Origin of the sequence: Hassallia byssoidea VB512170 (genome assembly GCF_000817785.2) — a bacterium.
Taxonomy (GTDB): Bacteria; Cyanobacteriota; Cyanobacteriia; order Cyanobacteriales; family Nostocaceae; genus Hassallia; species Hassallia carrinoi.
The window spans coordinates 32,942-57,151 of record NZ_JTCM02000011.1; the positions used below are offsets into that span (position 1 = coordinate 32,942).

General features: G+C 42.7%; 23 protein-coding genes and 1 pseudogene. 7 read left to right on the forward strand and 17 right to left on the reverse strand.

Features of this window, described 5'->3' with window-relative positions; all coding sequences use genetic code 11:
• Nucleotides 1-97: 97 nt before the first annotated feature.
• The 5 genes from rpsS to rplC all read right to left on the reverse strand — a co-directional run bounded on the left by rpsS (nt 98) and on the right by rplC (nt 3,220).
• On the reverse strand, nt 98-376 hold the full coding sequence (rpsS, locus tag PI95_RS07970; RefSeq protein ID WP_039754650.1) for a 30S ribosomal protein S19: 279 nt from the start codon (nt 374-376) through the stop codon (nt 98-100).
• Nucleotides 377-474: 98 nt separating this feature from the next.
• Nucleotides 475-1,338, reverse strand: a complete 864-nt coding sequence (gene rplB, locus PI95_RS07975; protein ID WP_039754651.1) for a 50S ribosomal protein L2 — start codon at nt 1,336-1,338, stop codon at nt 475-477.
• 114 nt (nt 1,339-1,452) lie between these two features.
• Nucleotides 1,453-1,767, reverse strand: coding sequence for a 50S ribosomal protein L23 (locus PI95_RS07980; RefSeq protein ID WP_039754652.1), 315 nt, complete (start codon nt 1,765-1,767; stop codon nt 1,453-1,455).
• The gene (gene rplD, locus PI95_RS07985) at nt 1,760-2,395 is read right to left on the reverse strand and encodes a 50S ribosomal protein L4 (RefSeq protein WP_039754653.1); all 636 of its coding nucleotides are present in this window, start codon (nt 2,393-2,395) and stop codon (nt 1,760-1,762) included. Before rplD ends, PI95_RS07980 begins: the two co-directional genes overlap by 8 nt.
• Nucleotides 2,396-2,584: 189 nt before the next feature.
• Entirely contained in the window at nt 2,585-3,220 is a 636-nt protein-coding gene (rplC, locus tag PI95_RS07990) for a 50S ribosomal protein L3 (RefSeq protein WP_039754654.1), read from the reverse strand.
• A gap of 1,090 nt (nt 3,221-4,310) precedes the next feature.
• On the opposite strand from rplC, the gene PI95_RS07995 reads away from it, so the two are divergent.
• Nucleotides 4,311-4,787, forward strand: coding sequence for an NAD(P)H-quinone oxidoreductase subunit N (locus tag PI95_RS07995; protein WP_039754655.1), 477 nt, complete (start codon nt 4,311-4,313; stop codon nt 4,785-4,787).
• Nucleotides 4,788-4,837: 50 nt separating this feature from the next.
• Here PI95_RS07995 and PI95_RS08000 read toward each other — a convergent pair whose 3' ends face one another.
• The 4 genes from PI95_RS08000 to PI95_RS08020 all read right to left on the reverse strand — a co-directional run bounded on the left by PI95_RS08000 (nt 4,838) and on the right by PI95_RS08020 (nt 9,381).
• Entirely contained in the window at nt 4,838-5,323 is a 486-nt protein-coding gene (locus tag PI95_RS08000; RefSeq protein WP_039754968.1) for a GNAT family N-acetyltransferase, read from the reverse strand.
• Between the two features lie 54 nt (nt 5,324-5,377).
• On the reverse strand, nt 5,378-6,205 hold the full coding sequence (locus PI95_RS08005) for an ABC transporter permease (RefSeq protein ID WP_039754969.1): 828 nt from the start codon (nt 6,203-6,205) through the stop codon (nt 5,378-5,380).
• A 190-nt stretch (nt 6,206-6,395) separates the two neighbouring features.
• Nucleotides 6,396-8,936 carry an SUMF1/EgtB/PvdO family nonheme iron enzyme gene (locus PI95_RS35685; protein ID WP_039754656.1) on the reverse strand — a complete coding sequence of 847 codons (2,541 nt, stop codon included), beginning with the start codon at nt 8,934-8,936 and terminating at the stop codon, nt 6,396-6,398.
• A gap of 13 nt (nt 8,937-8,949) precedes the next feature.
• Nucleotides 8,950-9,381 (reverse strand): Pepco domain-containing protein, encoded by a 432-nt coding sequence (locus PI95_RS08020; RefSeq protein ID WP_039754658.1) that lies wholly within the window; start codon nt 9,379-9,381, stop codon nt 8,950-8,952.
• Nucleotides 9,382-9,704: 323 nt separating this feature from the next.
• Here PI95_RS08020 and PI95_RS08025 point away from each other — a divergent pair, with 323 nt between their 5' ends.
• Nucleotides 9,705-10,244 (forward strand): DUF3172 domain-containing protein, encoded by a 540-nt coding sequence (locus PI95_RS08025; RefSeq protein WP_039754660.1) that lies wholly within the window; start codon nt 9,705-9,707, stop codon nt 10,242-10,244.
• 68 nt (nt 10,245-10,312) lie between these two features.
• Here PI95_RS08025 and PI95_RS08030 read toward each other — a convergent pair whose 3' ends face one another.
• From PI95_RS08030 to PI95_RS08055, 6 genes and pseudogenes are all read right to left on the reverse strand, one after another.
• On the reverse strand, nt 10,313-11,317 hold the full coding sequence (locus PI95_RS08030) for an AMIN domain-containing protein (protein ID WP_236116975.1): 1,005 nt from the start codon (nt 11,315-11,317) through the stop codon (nt 10,313-10,315).
• Nucleotides 11,318-11,393: 76 nt separating this feature from the next.
• On the reverse strand, nt 11,394-11,612 hold the full coding sequence (locus tag PI95_RS08035; protein ID WP_163518707.1) for a hypothetical protein: 219 nt from the start codon (nt 11,610-11,612) through the stop codon (nt 11,394-11,396).
• Between the two features lie 3 nt (nt 11,613-11,615).
• Nucleotides 11,616-13,802 (reverse strand): cation:proton antiporter, encoded by a 2,187-nt coding sequence (locus tag PI95_RS08040; protein ID WP_373695692.1) that lies wholly within the window; start codon nt 13,800-13,802, stop codon nt 11,616-11,618.
• Nucleotides 13,803-14,378: 576 nt separating this feature from the next.
• Nucleotides 14,379-14,630: pseudogene (locus PI95_RS08045) on the reverse strand (helix-turn-helix transcriptional regulator); the annotation flags it as partial.
• Between the two features lie 119 nt (nt 14,631-14,749).
• Nucleotides 14,750-15,460: a GDSL-type esterase/lipase family protein gene (locus PI95_RS08050; protein ID WP_039754665.1), complete on the reverse strand. Its 711-nt coding sequence runs from the start codon at nt 15,458-15,460 to the stop codon at nt 14,750-14,752.
• 199 nt (nt 15,461-15,659) lie between these two features.
• Nucleotides 15,660-16,682, reverse strand: coding sequence for a glycosyltransferase family 4 protein (locus PI95_RS08055; RefSeq protein WP_039754667.1), 1,023 nt, complete (start codon nt 16,680-16,682; stop codon nt 15,660-15,662).
• A gap of 1,082 nt (nt 16,683-17,764) precedes the next feature.
• On the opposite strand from PI95_RS08055, the gene PI95_RS08060 reads away from it, so the two are divergent.
• From PI95_RS08060 to trpE, 3 genes are all read left to right on the forward strand, one after another.
• Nucleotides 17,765-19,801 (forward strand): DICT sensory domain-containing protein, encoded by a 2,037-nt coding sequence (locus PI95_RS08060; protein WP_039754671.1) that lies wholly within the window; start codon nt 17,765-17,767, stop codon nt 19,799-19,801.
• 124 nt (nt 19,802-19,925) lie between these two features.
• Nucleotides 19,926-20,345, forward strand: a complete 420-nt coding sequence (locus tag PI95_RS08065; RefSeq protein ID WP_039754673.1) for a photosystem I reaction center subunit II PsaD — start codon at nt 19,926-19,928, stop codon at nt 20,343-20,345.
• Nucleotides 20,346-20,501: 156 nt separating this feature from the next.
• On the forward strand, nt 20,502-22,049 hold the full coding sequence (trpE, locus tag PI95_RS08070) for an anthranilate synthase component I (protein ID WP_039754675.1): 1,548 nt from the start codon (nt 20,502-20,504) through the stop codon (nt 22,047-22,049).
• Here trpE and PI95_RS08075 read toward each other — a convergent pair.
• Together PI95_RS08075 and PI95_RS08080 are read right to left on the reverse strand one after the other, a co-directional pair.
• The gene (locus PI95_RS08075; protein WP_039754676.1) at nt 22,044-22,307 is read right to left on the reverse strand and encodes a type II toxin-antitoxin system RelE family toxin; all 264 of its coding nucleotides are present in this window, start codon (nt 22,305-22,307) and stop codon (nt 22,044-22,046) included. The genes trpE and PI95_RS08075 overlap by 6 nt on opposite strands.
• Nucleotides 22,300-22,740 carry a Mic19 family protein gene (locus PI95_RS08080; protein WP_236116976.1) on the reverse strand — a complete coding sequence of 147 codons (441 nt, stop codon included), beginning with the start codon at nt 22,738-22,740 and terminating at the stop codon, nt 22,300-22,302. The genes PI95_RS08075 and PI95_RS08080 overlap by 8 nt, the downstream gene beginning before the upstream one ends.
• 24 nt (nt 22,741-22,764) lie before the next feature.
• Here PI95_RS08080 and PI95_RS35125 point away from each other — a divergent pair, with 24 nt between their 5' ends.
• Together PI95_RS35125 and PI95_RS35130 are read left to right on the forward strand one after the other, a co-directional pair.
• Nucleotides 22,765-23,526 carry a hypothetical protein gene (locus tag PI95_RS35125; protein WP_039754678.1) on the forward strand — a complete coding sequence of 254 codons (762 nt, stop codon included), beginning with the start codon at nt 22,765-22,767 and terminating at the stop codon, nt 23,524-23,526.
• Nucleotides 23,527-23,536: 10 nt separating this feature from the next.
• On the forward strand, nt 23,537-24,208 hold the full coding sequence (locus tag PI95_RS35130; protein ID WP_336507188.1) for a type ISP restriction/modification enzyme: 672 nt from the start codon (nt 23,537-23,539) through the stop codon (nt 24,206-24,208).
• The last annotated feature ends 2 nt before the right edge of the window (nt 24,209-24,210 follow it).

Genomic DNA, 24,210 nt, shown 5'->3' on the forward strand with positions numbered 1-24,210 from the left:
TAAAAGTTATTAAAAGCGTTCTTTTCTGAACTACGCTCCGACGCTCCCACTATCCTCTAACTACGCTCCCACGCTCCTAATAACCATTAACCAATAACTATCTCCCTGCTTTTTTATCACTTTTGCCATGACCCCTGTATGTGCGTGTCGGGGCAAATTCACCCAATTTGTGTCCTACCATTTGGTCACTGACAAAAACTGGCACATGTTGGCGTCCGTTGTGAACCGCGATGGTATGTCCTACCATTTGAGGCAAAATTGTTGAAGCTCGCGACCAAGTTTTAATAACTTCTTTTCTGTTGATTGCGTCGAGCTTTTCAATTTTCTTGAGTAAATGATCCGCAACGAAGGGACCTTTTTTTAGAGAACGACCCATAGTAAAGGATGAAGGATTAAGGATAAAGGATGAAAATAAAGAATGAAGGATTAAGGATGAATCACACTTAAGACTTCATCCTGAATACTTCATACTTTTTAAGACTCGCGTCCGCCGCGTCCGCGTTTAGAAGACTTACGACGACGACGTACAATTAACTTGCTGCTTGGTTTCTTGCGCTTGCGTGTCTTCATACCCAAGGTAGGTTTACCCCAAGGTGTCACAGGACCGGATCTACCAATGGGAGCGCGACCTTCACCACCACCATGTGGGTGATCCACTGGGTTCATGACGCTACCTCTAACTTTAGGACGGCGACCTTTCCAGCGGTTTCTTCCTGCTTTACCTGCGCTCAGGTTTCTGGCATCGGTGTTACCAACTTGTCCGATGGTGGCGTAGCATTCGCGCCGAATCATTCGGACTTCACCAGAAGGCAGTTTGATGGTAACGTAATTTCCTTCTTTTGCCACAACTTGCGCGGTAGCACCGGCGGAACGAACGATTTGACCGCCTTTTCCTGGGGTTAACTCGACGTTGTGAACGCTAGTACCCAAGGGAATATTCGACAATGGTAAGGCGTTACCATCTTCAAAGGGCGCATCAGGTCCAGCAATAACTGTTGTCCCGACTTTCAAGCCGTTGGGATGAAGAATGTAGCGTTTTTCGCCATCTTGGTAAAACAAAAGGGCGATCCGGGCGTTGCGGTTTGGATCGTATTCAATCGCTGCAACTTTCGCGGGTATATTCCGCTTATCTCGTTTAAAGTCGATAATCCGGTAAAGTTGTTTGTGTCCGCCACCCCGCCGACGACTAGTAATTCGCCCTTGGTTATTTCTACCTTTAGGACGATGCTTGTGTGTCGTTAAGGACTTTTCCGGCTCGCTTTTGGTAATTTCCGCAAAGTCGGAGATAGTAACTTGGCGAGTACTGGGGGTATAAGGGCGATAAGAACGAGTACCCATAATCTTAGTTTTGAGTTAGGAGTTTTAAGTTAGGAGTTAGGAGTTGGGAGTGAGGAGTTAAGAGTTAGGAATTGAATTTAACTCATAACTCATAACTCATAACTCCTAACTTTTTTACACTTCTGGGAATAGAACTTGTCTAATCTTGTCTTCGTCCCCAGGTGCCACTGTGACAATGGCTTTCTTGTATTGGGGTTTGTAACCAATAAATTTACCAACGCGCCGCTTTTTGCGAGGTGGTCTTGAGGTATTCACTTTCACAACCGTGACATTAAACAAGTTTTCAATTGCGGCTTTGATTTCTGGCTTGGTTGCTTTAGGAATTACTTCAAAAGTGTATTTATTCTGCTCCATCGCAATCGTCGCTTTCTCGGTGACAATTGGGCGACGCACTAAGTCGGGCAAATAACGGGGGTCAAAGTTAGGCACTGTAGACCTCCTGGATTTTTTCTAAAGCTGGTGCTGTAATTACAATTTTGTCAGCGTGCAGCAAGTCGTAAATGTTTAGTTGGTCAGCGGCAATTAACTTTAATTTTTCGATGTTGCGAGCTGACAAATAAACGTTTTCGGTGCGTTCCGACAAGATTAAAAGTGTATTGCTTTCTGGTTGTGAACCCCAACGCGCGATCGCTTGTACTAATTCTTTGGTTTTCGGGCGTTGAAATTCGTTGCCAAATTCTTCTACTACAATCAAATCGTCAATCCGACTGGCAAACGCTGTCCGCAATGCTAAACGCCGCTCTTTGCGGTTCATCTTCAGGTCATAATCTCTGGGCTTTGGCCCAAAGATTACACCACCACCACGCCACAAAGGTGAACGAATTGAACCTGCACGCGCTCTTCCTGTACCTTTTTGCCGCCACGGTTTGCGACCACCACCTCTAACTTCTGCACGGGTCTTTGTACTGGCAGTTCCCTGGCGAGCATTGGTCATCTGTCTCACTAAGGCTCTATGCACAATATGAGACGCCGTTTCTTCTTTGGCAACTCGCAAATCGAAGCTTTTTTCTCCGACTTGTTCTCCTTGCCAATTTTTGACTACATACTCAAATGTCATTTTTTTGTCCTTTGCATGTTCGTTAGTTGTTAGTTGTTATTTGTTCTTTGTTAGTTGGAGCGTTGTTGGTTGTTATTTGTTAGTTCTATTAACCACTAACCACTAACTACTTACCACTAACCCTTCGGGTTCGGCAGTCGCTCATGGGGGTAACGAACATGACCGCGCTGCCTCACCACTAACCACTAACTAATTACCAACTTTTTTGGCTGGAATAATACTTATCAATGCTCCGGGCTTACCAGGAATAGCTCCCTTGATTAGCAATAAGTTACGTTCTGGGTCTACTCGCACTACAGTCAGCTTGCGAATTGTGATGCGCTTCCCACCCAAACGTCCTGCCATCCGCTTACCTGGATAGACACGACCGGGTGTTGTACCCGCACCAATCGAACCGGGTGCCCTGTGGTTTTTAGAACCGTGTGACATGGGTCCGCGACCAAAGTTGTTTCGTTTTTGGTTCCCCGCGAAACCGCGACCGATACTTTTACCGCTTATATCTACAATTTGACCTGCACTAAAAATATCTGCCGTAATCTGTTGACCTAAAGAATACTCACTAGCGTTCTCAATGTGATATTCCCGTAAGTGACGCAATGCTGGAGCGTCTGATTTTGCCAGATGTCCCAGCAACGGCTTGTTTAAAGCCTTTGGCTTCACTTCACGATAGCCAACTTGAATGGCAGAGTAACCGTCGGTCTGTTTTGTTTTTACTTGTGTTACTGTGCATGGTCCTGCTTGGACGACGGTGACAGGAATGGATACTCCTGCTTCGTCAAATATTTGGGTCATGCCCAGTTTGGTGCCGAGAATGCCTACAGACACAGTTACTGGCTCTCCTTATCTACTTACTTTTAAAATCGGATTCACAAACACACACCAGTTTAAATGCCTTATTCTGGGCATTTTGCCGCAAGTGGACGCTTCTGTGCAGCAACAAGCGTATCGTTAATCGCGTTGCTGAATCCGTTTATTTTCACTCATTTATTCACCAGAACAGCCAAAAATGCCTTGCCAATTGGAAGTCATCAATGATTGAAATTAGCTTTGCGCTTGCTTTATAGCGCAAGTGCTTTGTGCAGCAATGCTTCGTCCAAGCGATTGCTCTGGCACTTTCTCTTCGGACACTGCTCTTGACTTTAGAAGTGAAAACGACAAGCGATGCCACAGGCTTCCTTGCGGAACGCACTTCATGTGTCCGTGTTGCAGTGGGACTTAAGCATACTATAAACGCTCAGTATCCCTTGACTGAAACTGATGCAATGTCATCAAACCATGATGATTGCTCAGTTTTTACTTGACTAAAAACGTTAAGCGATCGCTTAATCTTTTGCCTAGTTTCAAAATAAACGCATTTTGGAACGCGCTTTTTTCCTTAGGTTGCGCTTTGGTTTTTATTCCAATGCTCCTAAGTTGACTCAAGGCTTCTTTAGTTTATCAGCTTCTTACCCATCCGAGCGATTATATCACATTTGGAATTTAATTATCAGCCCTAAATGCTAAAACTAGCTAGGAATGGTAATTATCAGGTAAACTAATTTCCGATTTTGGTCACAATCTAATAATATAGATCATCTATTTACGTTTGTCTATAATTTTTTTTGCGAAAAGAGGGTGTAGGAGGCTTTAACATCGGCGGCTGATGACTAGAAGTCGCGGTTCATCTTGCAGACAAACAGAGAGGCGCGAAGGTCAGCACGCGATCGCACAACGTTCCAGGCAAAGCGCTTTCCAAGCCTTGGGGAATCTGAAAACACTATTAAATGAATGACTAATATTAAAAAAACCTATATTATATGTAGCTTAGGTGATAACAGCAGGTAGAGCTAATCTAACTTATAAGTTTGTTATCTAACTAAATATATCGATTAACAGTGAATAATAGAGATATCTAAGTGGGATAAGACGAAAATCTATGGCACTAATAACCACTGGCAAACCTTTAATTCGCGACCTGGAAAAATTTGGCGCTCTTGGCGTGTACGTACCTCTGGAAGGAGGATTTGAAGGTCGGTATCAACGCCGACTGCGTGCGGCTGGTTACGCCTGCCTGCACATTACCGCAAGAGGACTGGGCGATGTAGCTGCTTATTTGACAGGAGTTCATGGAATCAGACCTCCTCACCTGGGTAAAAAAACTACCCCTAATGGTGCGGCAGTAGGCTATGTATACTATGTGCCACCAGTTGTCAACTATCAGTTAGAACAGCTACCACCAAAGTCAAAGGGTCTAGTGTTGTGGATTATTGAAGGGCATATTCTTTCCAATCAGGAAGTTGAATATTTAGCGGCTTTGCCTAGTATAGAACCACGAGTGAAAGTGATTATCGAGAGAGGAGGCGATCGCTTCTTCCGTTGGACACCTCTGGAGAAAACACTTTTAGCTAGCTAGTCAACAGTCAACAGTCAACAGTCAAGAGTTTAATAACTAATGACTCTTGACTATGGACTTTTGACTCCTAACTCTTTAAGCATTTCTATGGTGCTGATGCGAAAACCGCAGGATGCAAATAATCGCCGCGCAGTTTCGTTGACTGCTGCGGTATCAAGCCGAATTTGCTGAACTTCCATTTCTTTGAAGCGATCGACACACAACATCACCATTTGTCGCGCTACTCCATTTTGGCGATATTCTGGTTCAACCCAGATATCGTGAATAAAAGCATATTCCTTTAAACGGTAAATTGGAATTTCTCGCTCAACTGTCGCGATTAAAAACCCCCCCAATTTACCTTCATCTTCCGCTACTAGCAAGACGGAGCGATCGCTGCTAGTAGCCAACCGCGTCAACCATTTTTCATAACGCTGTTCTGGATGAGGTAAAAATCCATACTTAGCGGTGTCCCAATTTTCATGCAAGGCGCAAATTTTGGCAACCATTGGTAATACTTTGGGTACATCGTCTGGTGTGGCGGTGCGAATTAGCATTTCCTCGAGAGTGAAATATGGAATATGCAATTACCCATTATAAGTTTTGCCACGTTAATCTTGTTGGTGAGCAAAAATGTAAGCACCCCAGAGAGAAAGAGCGATCGCCATCACTAACAAAATCGGTATGCTATACCAAGGAAACTGCGACAATGGCAAATAAGCAGCTGCACGCAGTCCTAAGCTGGCATAAGTAAGCGGTAACAAATAAACTACAACTTTTAAAGCTGCTGGTAATGTATTTGGGTCAAAGAAAGTTCCTCCCAAAAAGGACATGGGGATGATGATAAAGTTGTTGTAGAGTCCGACAGCTTCAAGCGATCGCACACTTAACCCGACAATTACCCCCAATCCTGAAAAAACTGCACAACTCAGCACCAACAATAACAAAAATAACGGGTGCAAAAAACGCCAGTTACCAGTAAACAGCAGTCCTATCAAAATTACACCCAGCGAAGTCAACAACCCCCGCATCACTCCCGCTAGCATTTTACCAATATGCAAAGCTAAAGGATGCACCGGAACAAGCAACAATTCCTCAAAGCTTTTAGTAAACAGTCTGTCACCGCAAATCGAAAACGTTGTCCCCACAAAACTGACTGTCATCGACGACAGCGCCACCATCCCTGGCAAAATGAATTCTAAGTAGTTCTTATAATCACCACTAATTCCTACCCCTGGTTTAATTGAACCTCCCAAACCAAAGCCAAAAGCAAGAATATATACCAATGGAGAGATTAATCCTGATGTAGCAAGTTGTGCAATCCTCACACGTAAATCCAGCCATTCTCCCCAAAAAATAGTCAGACTATCAGCTAGAAGGATTTGAATTTGCGAGATTTTGAAGCTTTTGCTTAAGAGCAGCGGTCTTGGAGATGTCACTTTTTTCAAGTTATTTATCAAATTTTTCTTAATTAATATTTTATATTTGTTGAGAGTTTAACTATCCAAAGTAATAAAAGTGAGATGGGGAAGGAGGACTGTTGAAAAAAAATTAGATCCTTCCGCTTTGCTACACTAAAAAGGGCAAAGAAAAAGAAGTGCAAAGAGCAAAGAGCAAAAGTGCCAAGGGCTAAAAAGTCCTCGCGACCGCACCCGCACACACCACCCGAAAACCGATAACGCTGAGATTGCCGACGGGGTAGGCGTAGTAGCGATAAGCACAACGGCAGTAGCCAGGATTGTAGTACCAAGAACCACCGCGCAGTAGCCGATAATTAGAATCATTATCTATCCATGCACTTCCATTTCCAGGCGCTTTTTGGTAGCTGTCATGCCAAGTATCTTGACACCACTCCCAAACGTTCCCGTGCATGTCATATAATCCAAAGCCGTTTGGTGGAAAACTTCCTATTTCTGTTGTTTCTCGACGTTTTTTGCCCTTTGGCTCAGAAGCGTAGGTGTAATTCCCATCGTAGTTAGCTAACTCAGTTGTAATCGTCTCCCCGAAGTGAAATGGTGTATTTGTTCCTGCTCGACAAGCGTATTCCCATTCCGCTTCACTAGGTAAGCGATATTTCCGCCCAGTCTTTTGACTGAGTTTGTTGCAAAACTCAACCGCGTTTTTCCAGGAAACTGACTCAACAGGAAGTTTTTTTCCCTTGAAATTGGATGGATTTGTACCTATCACTTGTTGATACTGTTCTTGGGTGACTTCAAACCTGCCCATAAAAAAAGCAGGCACATTTACATCGTGCTGCCGACTTTCATCTGAGTTTCGACTTTTCTCTTCTGATGGTGAACCCATCTTAAAAGAACCACCAGGAATAGAGACCATTTCTAGAGTTACACCATTACCCAAGTCCTCTTTAAAAAATTTGGCTTGGTTGTTAGAATCTCGTTTAATTACCTGTCCATTTTTATCTACCGTTACCGTTTCAAACTCAACATTCGACAAGGGTAATCCAAATACTTTCTCGGTTGCTAAGAATGTGTATTTAGGTTCTGCTACAGAAATTGGTGTTGGTGTTGGTGTTGGTATCGGTGTCGGTGTCGGTGTCGGTGTCGGTGTCGGTGATTGACCCTTAAAAATTTCACGACCTACCACTGCTGTCACTAAACCTACACCTCCCAAGCCAACCCATTTCAAAAACTTTTGTCGGGTTATTCGCTCTTGAGTCGGTTGAGTGGATTGATTAACACTTGGCTGCTGAATCGGAGATTTAATAGTTTCTACTATTGATGCCAATCTAGCTTCAATTGCTATGACTTCTACTAGTAACGCAAATTTAGCTTCAATTGCTACTGTGTCTATTTCTTTCAGTTTTAGAGTACGTTGAAGTTTCCTTAATCTCTGTCGAGAATCATAACTATCAAAGGAACTTCCAGTTTCAATTGTTTTCAAAAATTCTTCCTGATAATACTGCAACTTTTGTCGATCTTCTGCTTTTTGTATCTGTTCTACTCTCTGATATTCTGCTTGCCTTTGTGTCAGAAGTGGCTGTTCAATTTGCTCCATTTCATCGTTACTAAGTTGTAAAGATTGCTGCAATCGCTCTAATTTATTACGAGTTGCTTGATTGATGGGAAATTCTCGCTCAATTGCTTCCGAGAAAGCTTGCTGATAACGAACTAAATTCTGCCGATGTTCTTCTTGCCTTTGAGCAAACAGTGATTCTTGGACTGATTCAGAACTTAATGACCTACCTCCACTTGATGAAGTAACACGCTCATCAGGTGCGATTGTAAGTTCAAAACTTCCTTGTTGACGCAGTGCAATCCTTCCAATAGCGTCAATTGCATCCCAATCAGTACGGGATACAGCTAGAACTCTCACCCATAATTGTTTTGCTAATGATAAATCACCTTTATTTTCAGCTTGAGATGCTTGATACTTCAATGGCTGTACATCTCTAAGTGTGGCAGTTTGCTCTAATAAAATAAAATACATTTTATAAGGTGGCTCTGCCTGGAGGTAAGGATTTTGTGCCGGCTTTCCATAGCGAGTATTCAAATCGGGAACTTGGTAACGTAAATATTGTTCTAAACGCTCTACTGTGGCACAATTAGCCTCTCCCTGTAGTCGGAATCCTTCTAATAGCGAATGGGTGAATGACCCATGTTGTAATTCTTCAATCTCCCAAGATTTTTGGTTAGCTGTGCAGGAATAAAAGGTAATAACTCCTTGATACCTTTGTTCACCAATTCCTAATCCTGCCCGACTACTTTCATCTCGGCAAGCATCCAAAAACAACACTACATTGTCAGCACCACTGCGCCGCAATCTTTGGGTTACAAAATCAACAGAAATAGCAGTATGTTCTATGTCTCCTGGGTCACTGTCTGAGAACATTAAATAATCTTGATCTTTATATCGATTGCCATGACCTGCAAAGAAAAACCATAAATTATCTTCTGGCTTTAATAAAGGAGGTTGAATATTCTCAAACTGTGCCCGTAAGAATCGCCATAGGTGTCCGCGTGTAGGTTGAGTAGGAATTGGCGGATTAGCTGGAATTGGGGCAGAATCGTCAGTGAAGAGGAAAACTTGATCAAATCTGGCTTCTTGTTGAAACCAAGTTGCCATCACAGAAGCATCTCGCTTGGCAAAGTTTAGCGATCGCAGGTTTTCATAGTGATTAATCCCAACAACAATCGCCCAATTCCTTCCCATATTCAAGTACCAATTATTTCCGCTTGAATTTAAAAGTCATCGCTCCTTTTCCCCCGGCTTTACCACCACCAATCCCAAACAGGCTAATTTGCCCTTCACCATTAACTTCTACTGAAAGTTCGACCTCATTAAGCTGCATTTTAGAATCGGGTTGGTCAGCTTCATCAAGCATTTCCCGCATTGCTTGCAGAAACCCCTTCATTTCTTGCTTGAGTTTAGTTACCTCTACTTTGCGTCTAGTAATTACTATTTCGTCTTTTTTTCGGCTGACAACTATTTCTTCAGTGGTTTCAACTCCGAGTCGTCCTCCTGTATCCCCACTGCTTCTTGCTCCACTGCTTCTGGTTGCACTATCTGTGAATGTTTCAGTAGTTGTACTTGAGGTTTCAGCCGTTTCTTCGGTAATAATCCAAATGGCTTTTGGGGTGGAATTTTCTGCTGACATAAATTTAATTATTTAAATTATTCTTGATTTAACTGAAATGTTGCTTTTTGGGTTGTGTGTGCTGCGGTGAGGACTCTTTAGCCCTTGATACTTGAGCCAATTAGCCCTTTACTCTTATTTTCTTTACCCTTTTTTAGTGTAGCGGAACGGAACGATCTAATTTTTTTTCAAAATCAAGGGCTTGACTCTTGACTATTGACCCTTGACTGTTGACAATTGACTATTGACTCTTGACCAATTTTAGTAAAGACTCGTCATACTTAAAGAGGGAGAACTGTTGAACCACTCCCGGCTATTTAAGGCGTGAAATTGATTAAGCAACAATGAGACGTAAATCTACTGGTAGAACATTTACCGATTCTAAACCTTCTGCTTTGCAATCTCCTGCGTTTAATTTCACCACTATGGCGATTTTGGCGGGGGTGTTTATTTTGGGAATTGGGATTGGTATTGCTTTTAGCTCTACAACCACGTTGACTCCAGCAAACGTGGCTTCCCGCGAATTTATTGACACCAAAGCACCGAACCCAGAGATTTGCGTGCAGTATGGAGCTAGCGCTATGGTGATGGACGCTAGACTTTTCGTGACTCTGAACCCGTTTAATGTCTACGTTGCTCAACCGAGTATGCGTCCTGGATGCGTTATCCGCCAAAATAACTGGGCAATTTTAGAGCAACGAAAGCTCGTATCATCGCAGCAGGTGAATGAATGCAAAAATCGCCTGAACACTTTTGGTTTTACGGGTAATTTGGATAGTGAAAAACCTGATATCAGGTGTATTTACCAAAACGAAGCTGCTCAAAACTTCTTTATCAGTCAACCGGGAGCAGTCTCACAACCACAGGAAACTGACAGATTCTAAAAACAAAAAGAAGGAAGAAGGAAGAATTTTGGGATTCTTCACTCTTCACTTTACTCAACTTCATCCGCTTACCTATTGGAGTTGGGAAAGGGTTGACCAAACTCAAATACCCCAGAATTAGGAACATTAACTGGATAGTTAGGGACGGTTTGAACAGGAAAACCGGGCGCACCGACACTAAGAGGAGGACTATTAAAATTACCAGACTGATTTGGGAAACTTGCTGGGGGAAAAACAGAACCAGGTTGTTGAGTAGGGTTGTTAGAATTCAGCGGCGGTACTGTTACTAAAGGTATTTGTGAGTTGTTATAGTTACTGGGTGGTAAGTTGCTAGATGGTGGATAGTTATAGTTACTGGGTGGTAAGTTGCTAGGTGGTGGATAGTTATAGTTGCTCGGTGGTAAGTTAGTTGGTGGTGGATAATTATAGTTGCTCGGTGGTAAGTTAGTTGGTGGTAAGTTGCTAGGCGGTGGATAATTATAATTACTCGGTGGTAAGTTACTCGGTGGTAAGTTGCTAGGCGGTGGATAGTTATAATTACTCGGTGGTAAGTTACTTGGTGGTAGGTTGCTAGGCGGTGGATAGTTATAGTTGCTCGGTGGTAAGTTGTTAGGTGGTGGATAGTTTCCCTGTTGAGAAGATACCCCGTCAGCAATTAAAGGACGTAAAACCCAGCGAGTGGTATTTTGCGCGGAAATCGGTTGCAGTTGCACCTGATTTGGATCTAAAGAAGTTCCTGGTGCTAAATCTAAGACAATGCGAGTTACGTTTGCGTTTAATTGGGAAACGCGAATTCTTTGAATTGCTCCAGAATAATCTTGTTGGGTGGGAACATAACCTAATTTGGTATCAGGCAAATCTACAACCATGCGCGGGGGTTGAGCAAGATAAAAATAGCGCGGTGTTGTACCTGCTGAGAGATTAATTTCTAGTTGAAAAGCTTCTGGATAAAAGCGCCAATCTTCCAGCCTTGCTGCTTCTGCTGCAATACTGCTATTAGTTTCCAGAGTAATTGCTGCGTACAAGCCAAACAAACTTAGTTTCAGAAAAAATTGCCTAATCCTCAACATCATTACCATTATTTATGTCCTTTGGCTTTTGTTTGCGGTGTAGCTGTGAATTTAATCATTTTAGGAATATCTTCCACGATTATTTGACAAGCGCAAGATTATTTTTATCCAACATTTGAAGGGGAGAGGGGGAGAGGGGGAGATGGGGAGAGGGGGGATGGGGAGAGGGGGGGATGGAAAGAAGGGGGGAAAGAATTGTCCCCTTGTCTCCCCATCCCCCTTGTCCTCCTTGTCTTCCTTGTCTCCTTGTCCCCTTGTCTCCTTGTCTCCTTGTCCCCTTGTCTCCCCATCCCCCCACCTCCTATCCTCTGAGTGCTGACTCGTGAGTGTTAGCATCAGCAAGTACTGAGGCTAAGTGAGAGGTAACTTGACTGTAACGACGGGTAATCAAAAGTGACGAACGACACTGAATCGCTAGTTCGTCTGTATAACGTCCGAGGGTTTGACGTTCAATACCCCAAGCACGGCTGGTACCTGCAATAGTGAGGTCTACCGCTTCTGAGGCTTTGACTACGGCTTGGATTGGCTCGGAGGCTTCAATAGTTTGAATGTCAATGCGATCGCGTACACTTTGAGGCAATTGCTGCATCATTTTGTGCAATTCGTAGCTCATTTCATTTTTGATGCGATTTTCTGAGACTACCTGTAAAATCTTTAACAGGCAAGTATCACGATTTATTAACAGTCTCAACGCAAGTATCAGTGCTAAATCATCGTGGATATTTGCAGAATAGGGCACCAACAAATTTTCTAAGCGCTCTTTGCCTTTGTCTATAAACACTGCTACATCAACCGGCGCTGTAGTCAGAATTTGACCAACTCGCCCCCCTAAGCGATTATTACTAAAAGCTGGGCGATGCCATCCGACTAAAATTAAATCAGCTGGTTCGAGTTCGGCTATCTCTGCTGTTTCTTGTGCAACGTTACTAGATATGCGAATTATCGGATGTACGTAAGAACGTGTAGACGGCGGCTCTAAGGTATCAATTAATTCTTCTAGCTGCTGCCGACGTTCTTCGATTAATCGATTTGCTTCAACTGGGGTACTCTCAAAGGCATAATCTTCTGAAAGTTCTATCAAACTGAGAGGATGAACAGCTGTTGGTTGTTGGTAGTTGAGGGCGATCGCTACTGCTAACTGTACCAAACCTTTTTGTGTACTCGGATTCGCTACTGGTACTAAAATCCGGTAGATTTGACCGTAATCTTGAGTTGCAATATCTCTACTCGCTTCTGGTTCAACTTCTTTTTCAACCACATCTAATCCGATTAACCGTTTCGGATATGTCCACTCTAACAAAGGCGAGGTCATAAATGTGGTTACTAACGCCATTATCACCAGCATGGTGAAAAGTAAAGGCGTAATTACTCCCAAGGACAAACCAATATTTAATACTATCAGTTCGGTTAAACCGCGAGTATTCATTAACCAACCGAGTGCTGAGGCTTCGCGTTTTTCAATTCCTGAGAAGCGAGCTGCTACATAAGTACCCAGGTATTTTCCGGCGATCGCCACAAATAACACCAATCCACATAACAACCACAATTCCGGACGGTTAACTAAGCCGATTTGCGTTCGCAGACCACTGAAAGCGAAAAATACTGGTAGCAGAAATATCAACACGAAATCTTCAGTTTTTCCCGCTATTTCCCGCACCAAACCAGCATTCTTGGGCATTATCGTCCCCAGCAAAAATGCTCCAAAAATCAAGTGAATACCAATTAGTTCGGTAATCAAAGCGGAAGCAACCACTCCCATGTAAATTAAAGCCAGAAGTAATTGGTTAAGGCGTTCCGTGCGACGGTAGTAAATAGCAAGACGTTGCAAAAAACTTCGTCCTACCGTCATCATAAACCCGATGTAAAGCAAGCTGGCGATAATTGTATGCCAAGCTCTACCAATACTACCTTCTCTAGCCACAGCGATTCCTAGTGCTAACAAACACCAAACTGCCAAATCATTCACAGCGGCAGAAGTTAGTGCCAAAGTTCCCAAGTACGTTGCCTGTAAGTTTTTCTCAGTAATTATCCTGGCAAGCACTGGAAATGCTGTAATTGATGTTGCCGATGCCAAAAACAGTGCAAAAGCGGTAAATGAAACATTGCCATCATAAAGCAACGGATACAGTAACAAAGCTAATAAAGTTGCTAAGGCAAATGGTACTAAAACTGACATTGTAGCAGTCAAAATTGCTACATTTATTTTTCCTTTGAGATACTTTGGATCTAACTCCAAACCAATCAGAAACATGAAAAATATCAGTCCCACCTGAGATAAAATATTTAGAAAGGGAACAGTTTCCGGTGGGAACAGGGTAGCAGCTAAATTAGGAGCAACCCAACCAAATAATGATGGTCCAAGCATAATGCCGGCAACAATCTCACCAATTACCAGGGGTTGCTTAATCCTTATGAATGCCAATCCTATTAAGCGTGACATTCCAATTACAATTAGCACCTCAATCAAAACGAGAATAACTGTGTCAATATGCATAGTTTCCTCTACATCCACTAGCCGATGTCCCTTTGATGATTCTTCAAGTCAGCTGAATATGTCAATGTATTTGAAGAGAACTAAGGTTTATTTGCCGTAGATTTTGGTGTTAATTATTATTACAATTTTATTGCCTCAAGCAAAAATCAAATTTTATACCGATTTTTAAGAATTGCACTGTTGCAAATAAACTGTACGCAGGGGAAGATGTCCACCCAACAATAAAAGTAAGCTGTCGCGCATCTAAAATATTTTGATGATATTTAAAGCTTATAACTTTTCGATTTATTAAGAATTATTATCGATAAATCGCGCTAAAATACGGTAAATATGAATTCCCTTGCGGAAACTTATTTAATAAAATTCTCAATTAGTTGATATTGGTTAGGGATCTAAGACTTTGAAAACACGCCCTAGGGGGGATCTTCAAAGACTGGGGTCTATTGAAATGAAAAACGGTGTCAGGACTAACCGCAGGCAGAAGAATCTGCCCTATTGCAAATGATTTTTAGTTTTAGTGAGACTGACTATAAAGAAGAGTTGGCAGCATAGTCTATGACAAAAACGGTCTCATAGCGCCGAAACGGACTTTTTCCCCAATAAACATTCACTTGGGGTAATACCAAATCTGCGCTTGAAGGCTTCAGCAAAACGCCCCTGATGGGAATAGCCAACAACGCTAGCAACTTCAGCAACGGTTATGTTTCCTTGACGCAATAATTGCTCTGCTGATTCCATGCGTTTGTCTGTCAGGTAGCGAAATACTGTAGTGCCAAACAGTTCTATAAATCCGCGTCGGAGAGTGCGATCGCTCACCCCTACGCTAAAACGCCGACATTACGGGACAGCCAAGTTTAATAGATCCAAGGGCACAAGAGCGACTATCAAAGGATGAAGGAACCGTCTCTGTTTTGTCTGATTTTTTGGAACCGCAAATGATGCTAGCTGGCAATTGTTTGAGAATTATAAGTGGCGATCGCTTCCCAATTCATCACATCTTCTAACAAAGCTTGATAACCTAGTGTATTGGGGTGAAGTCCATCTTGACTTACACGTTTGCGTCGCCAATTTTCACTGCGTCCCATCCAACGCTCAAAAATATCAAGATAGGGAATCCGTCTTTTAGCGCAAGCGATGCGAGTAGCTTCTTTGTAGCGATACTGATCGGCGTGATTGTAATATAAACAATCTAAAAATGGCATCTTGGCTTCATCGACTGGCACCATCCCAACAAATAACACGGGACACAGTTGCTGTGCTTGTTCAAGTAAAGAAGCGATTTCTGATTCAAACACGGCAAAATCTGTATAATTGCGTCCATTAGGACGTGCCAACCGCGCTGAATCATTCACTCCGACTGAGAGAATAATCAAATCGGGGACGCGGTTTCGCAATTCTCCCCGATGGCGGAATTCAATTTCTAGCCTTTGTGCTACTTGTTGAGTGCGATCGCCTCGCACTCCCAAATTATAAACAATATGACCCGCACTATCCGGCGACATCCACGACCGCCGCAATCGCTCAACCCAGCCTCCCCCTTCTGGATCGCCAAATCCGTAAACTAAGCTATCTCCTAGTGCGACAATCTTCTTTGGCTGGCATTGAGTTGGTCTAGACAGTTGCATTGAGGAAGAAGCTACAAGTGTGTGCATTTAAAAAAAATGTATTTTATATCTTTTAAAGATTCTATACATTTCTACACCATTTATGGGTAACTAATTTTTCTCTACTTAGGGCATAGAGGAGGCAGGGGGCAGGGGGCAGGGGGCAGGGGGAAAGAGTGATTTAAAAAAACTTTCCTTCTCCCCTCCGCTCCCTGCTCCCTTCCCCCCTGCCTCTCCCTAATCCCCTTCAAAGCACCATTGCGTAAGCTTTTTCATACTCGTCGGTCATAGACTCGACGCTAAAGCGACTAACAACATACTCCCGACAAGTCTGACGGTCTATTTTCATCGCATCTGGAAGAACTTCAATCATTTTTTCCAGACAGTGACAAACAAAACCAGTTTTGCCGTGAGCAATAACTTCTGATACTGAACCTAACCCCATACCAATTACAGGTGTACCGGTCGCCATTGACTCAATCATCACTAAACCAAAAGGCTCTCGCCAATTGATGGGGAACAAAGTGATACTCGCTCCACCTAGCAGTTTAACTTTGTCTTCGTGGGAAATTTCACCCAAGTACTGAATTTGTTCGCCGTCAATTAGCGGTTCGACTTGTTCTGTATAAAACTCTTTATCTACAACGTCAATTTTGCCAGCCATTTTCAAAGGTAAGCCAACCGCACGCGCTATTTTAATCGCTTGGACTGGTCCTTTTTCCGGAGATATTCGCCCGACAAAGGCAAGATATGCAGGTTGGGTTGGTTCGGGATAAAACGGATAAACGGCGGTGTCAATGCCATTGTAGACGGTATGGATGTAGTTTAAACCTAAGCGGGGTTCTCGTTGTGCCTCGCTGATGCTGATAAAAGGTTGCCAAGCAAATTTTCGGAATATTTTTTCGTTATCAGGTGTAAAAATGCCATGCATTGTATGGACGGTGGGCGTTTTCACAAAACTGCAATAACTAAGGCAGTTATAGCCTACGTGGGAGTGAATAATGTCGAAATGATGAGCTTGTTGATAAACTTCCGCAAGCATCATTTGCTCGTAAATTGATGGCTCTTTAATTTTGGGGTCGAGTCGCAAAGCTTGGGGATGAACTGAGCGCAGCTTTGCTGTAGTAATTGAGTCACCGGAGGCAAATAAACTAACTTCATGACCGCGCCGAACTAATTCATCGGTGACTAGCTTGACAATTAGTTCTGTACCGCCGTAGCGAAAGGGAGGAACACGCTCCCATAAAGGAGAAATTTGGGCAATTCTCATGTCTCACCTTCCTCAGGTAAATTTCAGCACACGATCTGAATAAATTTGAATGCAAGAAACTAATTGTTTCTGGAAATTTCAGCTCGTATGCTATGTATGTTTGTTTACTGTTGAAAGCCTTGATGGTGGAAAATCGCGTAAATTTTATCTGCTTTTAATTAAGGCTTTGGAGAATGATTTTCGGTGCTTTTTTTATTTAATATGGCATCATTCTCCCTCCACCAAGGCTTGTTTTGCCAAGGATTCAGCCAATTTTACTCAGTTGTAATTTCATTAACTGCTGTGAGTAAAAGGCAGAGATTTTACTTGTGTTACATTACTTAAAAAATATTGAATTTTCTCGACTAAAGTATATTAGCTGAAATTACTATATTTAGCAATACACCGAATAATTACGTGCAATAAATACTAATATTTTATCCGTAATTGAGTTCTTGAGGTATTAAGTATAGTGTAAATGCTGATACATTTAATTTGAAACTTACAATAATCAAATTAAAATATTTAGAAAAGCATAAAAGCTTTTATTTAATAGCTTTCGTGTGAAAAAAAGGTAATTGCACGCCAAAGCTACTTATCCAAAATATGTACTAATGTGTGACAAATATGAACATTGCCGACAAGAAAATTGTTGGTTAAGTTTTGTATTATTTATTGACAAAAATTTATATTAATTGATGTCATAATACTTAGAAAAGCTTTTTCATCTAAGTTGTTAATTATGTAATCTAACTGCTGACTCCCCAAAGTCAGCAGTTAGGGGGAATCGAATTTATCACGCTTGTTGGAATTGCCTGCAATACATGTTAGTAACGTTACATCTGATGTCAGAACATTGTTCGTTGTGGTGTATTTGATTATTGAGGATAAATATACTATGAAGGAAAGACTTTGAATTTTGTAAAGAAACTCGTATGCGTTCCTTTTAAGTGATATGCTAACGCTGCGCTTTTGGGAAAGCTGAAAAATATATTTAGGATTCTTTACATATTGCAATCTACTTAACTTGAAAGTCCGTTGTAATTTGTACAATGCAGCTGTGACGTGGATATTGTCCAACTTGGGCTTCGTTAAAGACATTCATGAGCATTTCGACTTCTGTGTTGAGCGATCTGCTACAGACGCTACCTCACGTTCGACCCCAGCTATATTTCAAAGCTTCTCTAACAGCGCTCTCCCATGCGATGGAAGATCAGGTTTTGGCGGCAACTTTAGATGAACCTTTGGTGATTGCGAGCTTCCAACGAGAGAGATTCTACCGCCAAGAAGCTCATCGATATCAGCGAATTGCCGATCGCAGCAATCAACTATACGTGTTAGCGGCACCGGAAACGGATTTCACTAATAGTTCGGAATACTACGAAAAAATCGCCTTTGAGCAAGAAGATGCTTTAAGTCACGAATGGCATTTGGTGGTAATTGCCCAAAATTATGCAACTTGCTTGGTGTGCCGAGAAAGCCAAGGTGTAACTAAGAATAAGCCGATGCCAGAATTGAACATCGGTCTGGATATGGAGACAGCGCGAAGATTTGAAGGGATTTGGACTAGTGAGCGAGAAGTAAGCTTGAAAGCAGCCGAGTTGCTATTAGACAGAATTGTAATTTACAGACCAGAATTGGCAAGCAAAGTTGAGCAGGTAAGCCAGAGATTTGGTATTGGGGTGCATCGGGGTAACAGAGGAGTGACTCAGGATTTGCTGTCAAGCTACTCAAAAGTAGAGGAAATACCTTTAGATTTTTGTGACATTGATACTAACCCGTTTGTGCAGCGTTTGGTGACTTACTTGCAAGCTAGCCAGTATAAATTGCACAAAGCTTATCGTTCAATTGCCGCTCAAGCACGCAAAGAGCGCTTGATCAACTCGATTAGCACGGCAATTAGGCGATCGCTTAATCCTCAAGAAGTTCTCCAAGTCGCAGTACAAGAATTGGGACAACATCTAGAAGCTTCGAGGTGTTTAATTTACCGCGCTCAAGCTACTTCGGCAAGCGCGAAAATAGAACACGAGTTTTTGAGTCCTGGTGTTTTATCTGTTGTCGGGCAAACTTGGCATTTACGAAATAATCCTTTATTTCAGGCGATCGCACAACAGGGTGAAGGTATCAGCGTTGTTAATACTCTCAATGACGATCGCATTAACAGTGATAAGGAACTTTCTTTAATCGCCAAAAAGTTTGCGATTCGTTCAATGCTGATGGAACCAGTATTATTTCAAGGACGATTGTTAGGCATAGTCGAGTTGCATTATTGCGGTTTGCCTCCGCATCAGTGGCAAGCTGGAGAATTGGATTTAGTGAAAGCGATCGCCACCCAAGTTGGCTCGGCTCTCATCCAAGCTGAAGCTTATGCTAACCTAGAAGACCTCAACCAACAACTAGAAGCCCTCGACCGCACCCGCAGCAACCTTATAGCCATCACCGGACACGAACTCCGCACCCCTCTATCCACGATTCAGGTGTGCTTGGAAAGCCTTGCCAGCGAACCGGATATGCCTCTAGAATTGCAACAAGTGATGCTGAGTACGGCTCTAGCTGACTCCGAACGAATGCGGAAACTGGTGCAAGATTTCTTAACACTTTCTAACTTAGAAAGTGGTCGGGTAGAATGGCATCCAGAATCTTTGACCATAGAAGAGTGCGTGGAACTAGCAATTAGCCGCTTTCGCACTCGCTCGAAGACAGAAAAGCAGCCGAAAATCAAGAGTAAAATCGCCCCAAATCTACCTTTGATTAGAGCAGACGGCGATTGGTTAGTAGAGGTACTAGCAAAAATCGTCGATAACGCTTGTAAATTTACACCTCCACAAGGACAGATTACCATTAAGGCGACTCGCAACAGCGATCGGATGGTTGAGGTAACTGTGGCTGATACTGGACGCGGTATTGAACCAAATCGATTAGAAGTAGTTTTTGACCGCTTTTATCAAGAAGAGGGAGCGCTGCGACGTACAACTGGCGGCACTGGTTTAGGACTAGCAATATGTCGCCAAATTGTCAATGGGTGGGGTGGTGAAATTTGGGCTGACTCAAGGGGCAAAGACAAAGGCAGTGAGTTTCACTTTACCATCCCGATTGTCAGTCAAAAAAGTGAAGAATTGGGCATGGGGCATGGGGCATAGGGCATTGGGCATGGGGCATTGCCCAACAATTAACAAAGAACTGTTACAGTCTATAACGCGATCGCAACATGACCCAGGTCGCAGTGTTACGATGCCCTAAAAACGTTGAGAGACAATTTTTTTTATGGCAGAAACACTAACTGGACAAACTCCCATATTCGGTGGCAGCACTGGCGGTTTGCTTTCAAAAGCATACGAAGAAGAAAAGTACGCTATCACCTGGACTAGCCCCAAGGAGCAAGTGTTTGAAATGCCTACAGGCGGCTCTGCTATCATGCGCCAAGGCGAAAACCTGCTTTACTTGGCTCGTAAAGAATACGGCATCGCTTTTGGCGGTCAACTCCGGAAATTCAAAATCACAGACTACAAAATCTACCGGATTTATCCCAACGGCGAAACCCAGTATTTGCACCCGGCTGATGGTGTCTTCCCTGAAAAGGTAAACCCAGGTCGCGAGAAAGTACGTTATGTAGACCGCAACATCGGCAGTAACCCCAGTCCAGCTAAACTGAAGTTTAGCGGTAAATCTACTTTCGATGTATAAAAAATAGGGTAATGGGTAATGGGTAATGGGTAATGGGGTAATGGGTAATGGGTAATGGGTAATGTACTTTTCTCATCCCAATTACCAACTACCAATTACCAACTACCAATTACCACGTTCCCAATTACCAATGCCCAATGCCCCATGCCCTAAATTATGATTTTTCCCGATTTTGCCGAGTTTCAAGAGCTAGCTTTACAAGGTAATTTTGTCCCGGTGTATCAAGAGTGGGTAGCAGACCTGGATACGCCCGTATCTGCTTGGTATAAAGTCTGTGCGGGTCAGCCTTATAGCTTTTTGTTGGAGTCGGTAGAAGGCGGGGAAAAACTGGGACGTTATAGTTTACTGGGTTGCGATCCGTTGTGGATTTTGGCAGCTAGAGGAAACCGCACGACTCAAACGCATCGGGATGGTTCGCAAGTTGTTTTTGAAGGCGACCCGTTTGCAGCTTTAAGTAAATGTCTGGAACCTTTTGTGCCAGTAAAGTTACCGGAATTACCGCCAGGAATTGGTGGTTTGTTTGGTTTTTGGGGCTATGAATTAATTAATTGGATTGAGCAGCGCGTGCCAATTCATGCCCCAGATGACCGTAATATTCCGGATGGGTTGTGGATGCAGATAGACCATCTGTTGATTTTCGATCAGGTGAAGCGGAAAATTTGGGCAGTTGCTTATGCTGATTTACGAAATGTAGAGACGCAAAATTTCGCGTCTTTACAGGCAGCATATCAACAAGCGTGCGATCGCGTCACCCAGATGGTTCACAAATTATCTTTACCCCTATCGCCGCAAAACACCATCTTAGAATGGACACCACCAGGAAGTAGAGGAGTGGGAGAGCGGGGGAACGGGGGAGCGTCTGAGTATACCAGCAACTTCACGCCAGAAGAATTTTGCGCCCAAGTGGAAAAAGCTAAGGATTATATCAAAGCGGGCGACATTTTTCAAGTAGTAATTTCCCAACGATTATCAACAGAATACACTGGCGATCCCTTTGCGCTTTATCGTTCTCTGCGCCAAATTAATCCTTCGCCTTACATGTCTTACTTTCACTTCAATGATTGGCAAATTATCGGTTCCAGTCCAGAAGTGATGGTGAAAGCAGAACGCGATGCAGATGATATAATCGCCACAGTCCGCCCGATTGCCGGAACCCGTCCAAGAGGGAAAACAACCCAGGAAGATGCAGCTTTAGCCGCAGATTTGCTACAAGACCCCAAGGAAATTGCCGAACACGTAATGCTGGTAGATTTAGGACGTAACGATTTGGGGCGAGTGTGCGAAAGCGGTAGTGTGAGAGTTGATGAATTAATGGTGGTAGAAAAATACTCTCATGTAATGCACATTGTCAGTAATGTTGTGGGTAAACTGGCATCGGTTAAAAGTGCCTGGGATTTGCTCAAGGCTTGCTTTCCAGCGGGTACAGTCAGCGGTGCGCCGAAAATTAGGGCAATGGAAATTATACACGAGTTAGAACCGTGTCGGCGGGGTGTATATTCTGGCGTGTATGGATATTACGATTTTGAAGGGCAGTTAAATAGTGCGATCGCTATTCGGACAATGGTAGTGCATGATAATAAAGTCACCGTGCAAGCTGGCGCCGGTATGGTAGCTGATTCCCAGCCAGAAAAAGAGTATGAAGAAACGTTAAATAAAGCACGGGGGCTTTTAGAAGCGATTCGCTGTTTGCGGGTGAAGTTATGAGTCGTAAACTTCACTGCGGTGAGCGATCGCATCTACCAACACTTGCATAGCTTCATCATCAATCGAGTAGATTACCCGATAGTCGCCAACTCGAAAACGGTAGTAACCAGAATAGTTTCCCTTGAGAGATTTAATGTTTGGATGAAAGCGAGGATTTTGCTGTAGCTGTTCTAAACATCTAGCTATCTTTTTCGCAAGCGCTTTATCAGCCTCAGCGTAGAACTGTTGAGCATCAGGATACAAGATTACTTCATACATCAGAGCGAATCGCTTTCCAATTCACTAAATTAGCCTTGGAAGTTGTTTCTCGATTCTTCTTGATTTTTTCCAGAAGACCAGGAATTTTCTCAAGTTCTTGAGTTGCTTCCTCACTCTCTTTATCTGCTAGGTAAGCTACAAAGTCAGCGACAACTTGTAAGCGTTCTAAGGATAATTGTTTGAGGTGTTGATTGATTTTATCTTGGATTTGAATCGCTTGAGTAAGAGCGATCGCTTCAGTATTTTCGCCACTTTCTTCAATCGTATTTATTGTGTTTTCCATTGTAGAAACCAACTCGTAGACAGCTGAAATATTTAGCTTTAATATAGCGCTTGAGGTAAAAGGTTGTGGAGTGCGATCGCTACTACAGCCAAAACAAGCGATCCCCTTCTCGATGTTCGGGAGAGGTTCTGCTAATTGCGGTATCATCAAATACAATATATCCCACCTCAACTCATGCCCAGCCTGAATCTGAAACCCAGTCACAAACCCGTCAAGGTCTATTATGAAACTCTACAGCAGTATGAGCGGATTGGTGTTTCTCACGAAGGTGCAGTCAGACAGGCTTTTTCAGATTTACTCAAGTCTTGTTGCAGTCAATTTGATTGGACTTTGGTGACAGAATGGCAGATTAAACGTGCAAAACAGAAGCCATTGCAAGTAGATGGGGCTTTAGTCGCTACAGATACTCTACCGCGTGGCTATTGGGAAGCGAAAGATATTAAGGATAATTTAGACAAGGAAATTAAGAAAAAATTTCAAGTTGGTTATCCCAAAGATAATATACTTTTTCAAACACCAAAGCGGGTGATTCTTTGGCAAGGTGGTAAGCAAATTCTGGATGAAGATATTAGTCAGCCATCAGCTTTAGTTGATAGTTTGAGGCATTTTTTTGAAGATCGCACACCGTTAATTGCGCGGTGGGAAATAGCGGCAGTGGAATTTGGCGGTAGGGTGAAGGAATTAGGCGATGAGCTAGTAGAAATTATTGCCAAAGAACGTCAAAGTAATGCTAAATTTATTCAAGCTTTTAGTGATTTTTTCATATTGTGTCGCAGCAGCAGAAATCCCAACTTGTCAGAAAAGGCAATTGAGGAAATGCTGATTCAGCACTTACTTACAGAACGGATATTTAGGAAAATATTTGATAATCCTGATTTTATTCATCGTAACGTGATTGCGGTGGAAATTGAGAAAGTAATTAAGGGTAAAGTTTGATGAGCAGAATATTAGAAAATCACTTTATCGCCCATTCACTTATCAATATTTATACTTTGATAGTATTTTCAATCATCGACGAGGGCAATTTCCATTAATATTCCCTACTCCTGCAACTGAAAAAGAAAATAGAGTTATTTGTGTTGTCAATGAAGCTCAAATACCTTTTTCCGCACAAATAGCAGCTTGTATACCATGCTTGCATTATGGTGGAAGACAAACTCAATGCTTCCCATTCTACACATACGATGAAGACGGCACAAACCGCAGAGAAAACATCACCGATTGGTCATTACAACAATACCGCAACTATTACCAAGACGACAGCATCACCAAATGGGATATCTTCCATTACACCTACGCTGTCTTACATCATCCAGTATATCGAGAAAGATACGCCGCAAACCTGAAACGCGAATTACCACGCATTCCCTACACACCCGATTTTCACATTTTCGCCAAAGCCGGTAAACGGTTAGCTGAAATTCACGTCAACTACGAACAACAACCAGAATATCCCCTGAAATTTATCGAAAATCCAGACTTACCATTAAATTGGCAAGTCGAAAAAATGAGATTTAATAAAGATAAAACTGCAATTATTTATAATGATTTTCTCACCTTAAATGGTATTCCCAAAGAAGCATTTCAATATCGTTTAGGCAATCGTTCTGCATTATAATG

Coding starts and splice junctions, on each gene's coding strand:
- PI95_RS07995 (WP_039754655.1), top strand. CDS start 4,311: ATGGCACTAATAACCACTGGCAAACCTTTAATTCGCGACCTGGAAAAA.
- PI95_RS35685 (WP_039754656.1), bottom strand. CDS start 8,936: ATGGGAAGGAATTGGGCGATTGTTGTTGGGATTAATCACTATGAAAAC.
- rplD (WP_039754653.1), bottom strand. CDS start 2,395: ATGACATTTGAGTATGTAGTCAAAAATTGGCAAGGAGAACAAGTCGGA.
- PI95_RS08050 (WP_039754665.1), bottom strand. CDS start 15,460: ATGCACACACTTGTAGCTTCTTCCTCAATGCAACTGTCTAGACCAACT.
- PI95_RS08060 (WP_039754671.1), top strand. CDS start 17,765: ATGAGCATTTCGACTTCTGTGTTGAGCGATCTGCTACAGACGCTACCT.
- PI95_RS08055 (WP_039754667.1), bottom strand. CDS start 16,682: ATGAGAATTGCCCAAATTTCTCCTTTATGGGAGCGTGTTCCTCCCTTT.
- trpE (WP_039754675.1), top strand. CDS start 20,502: ATGATTTTTCCCGATTTTGCCGAGTTTCAAGAGCTAGCTTTACAAGGT.
- PI95_RS08025 (WP_039754660.1), top strand. CDS start 9,705: ATGAGACGTAAATCTACTGGTAGAACATTTACCGATTCTAAACCTTCT.
- PI95_RS08075 (WP_039754676.1), bottom strand. CDS start 22,307: ATGTATGAAGTAATCTTGTATCCTGATGCTCAACAGTTCTACGCTGAG.
- rplB (WP_039754651.1), bottom strand. CDS start 1,338: ATGGGTACTCGTTCTTATCGCCCTTATACCCCCAGTACTCGCCAAGTT.
- PI95_RS08065 (WP_039754673.1), top strand. CDS start 19,926: ATGGCAGAAACACTAACTGGACAAACTCCCATATTCGGTGGCAGCACT.
- rpsS (WP_039754650.1), bottom strand. CDS start 376: ATGGGTCGTTCTCTAAAAAAAGGTCCCTTCGTTGCGGATCATTTACTC.
- PI95_RS08030 (WP_236116975.1), bottom strand. CDS start 11,317: ATGATGTTGAGGATTAGGCAATTTTTTCTGAAACTAAGTTTGTTTGGC.
- PI95_RS35125 (WP_039754678.1), top strand. CDS start 22,765: ATGCCCAGCCTGAATCTGAAACCCAGTCACAAACCCGTCAAGGTCTAT.
- PI95_RS08000 (WP_039754968.1), bottom strand. CDS start 5,323: ATGCTAATTCGCACCGCCACACCAGACGATGTACCCAAAGTATTACCA.
- PI95_RS08020 (WP_039754658.1), bottom strand. CDS start 9,381: ATGTCAGCAGAAAATTCCACCCCAAAAGCCATTTGGATTATTACCGAA.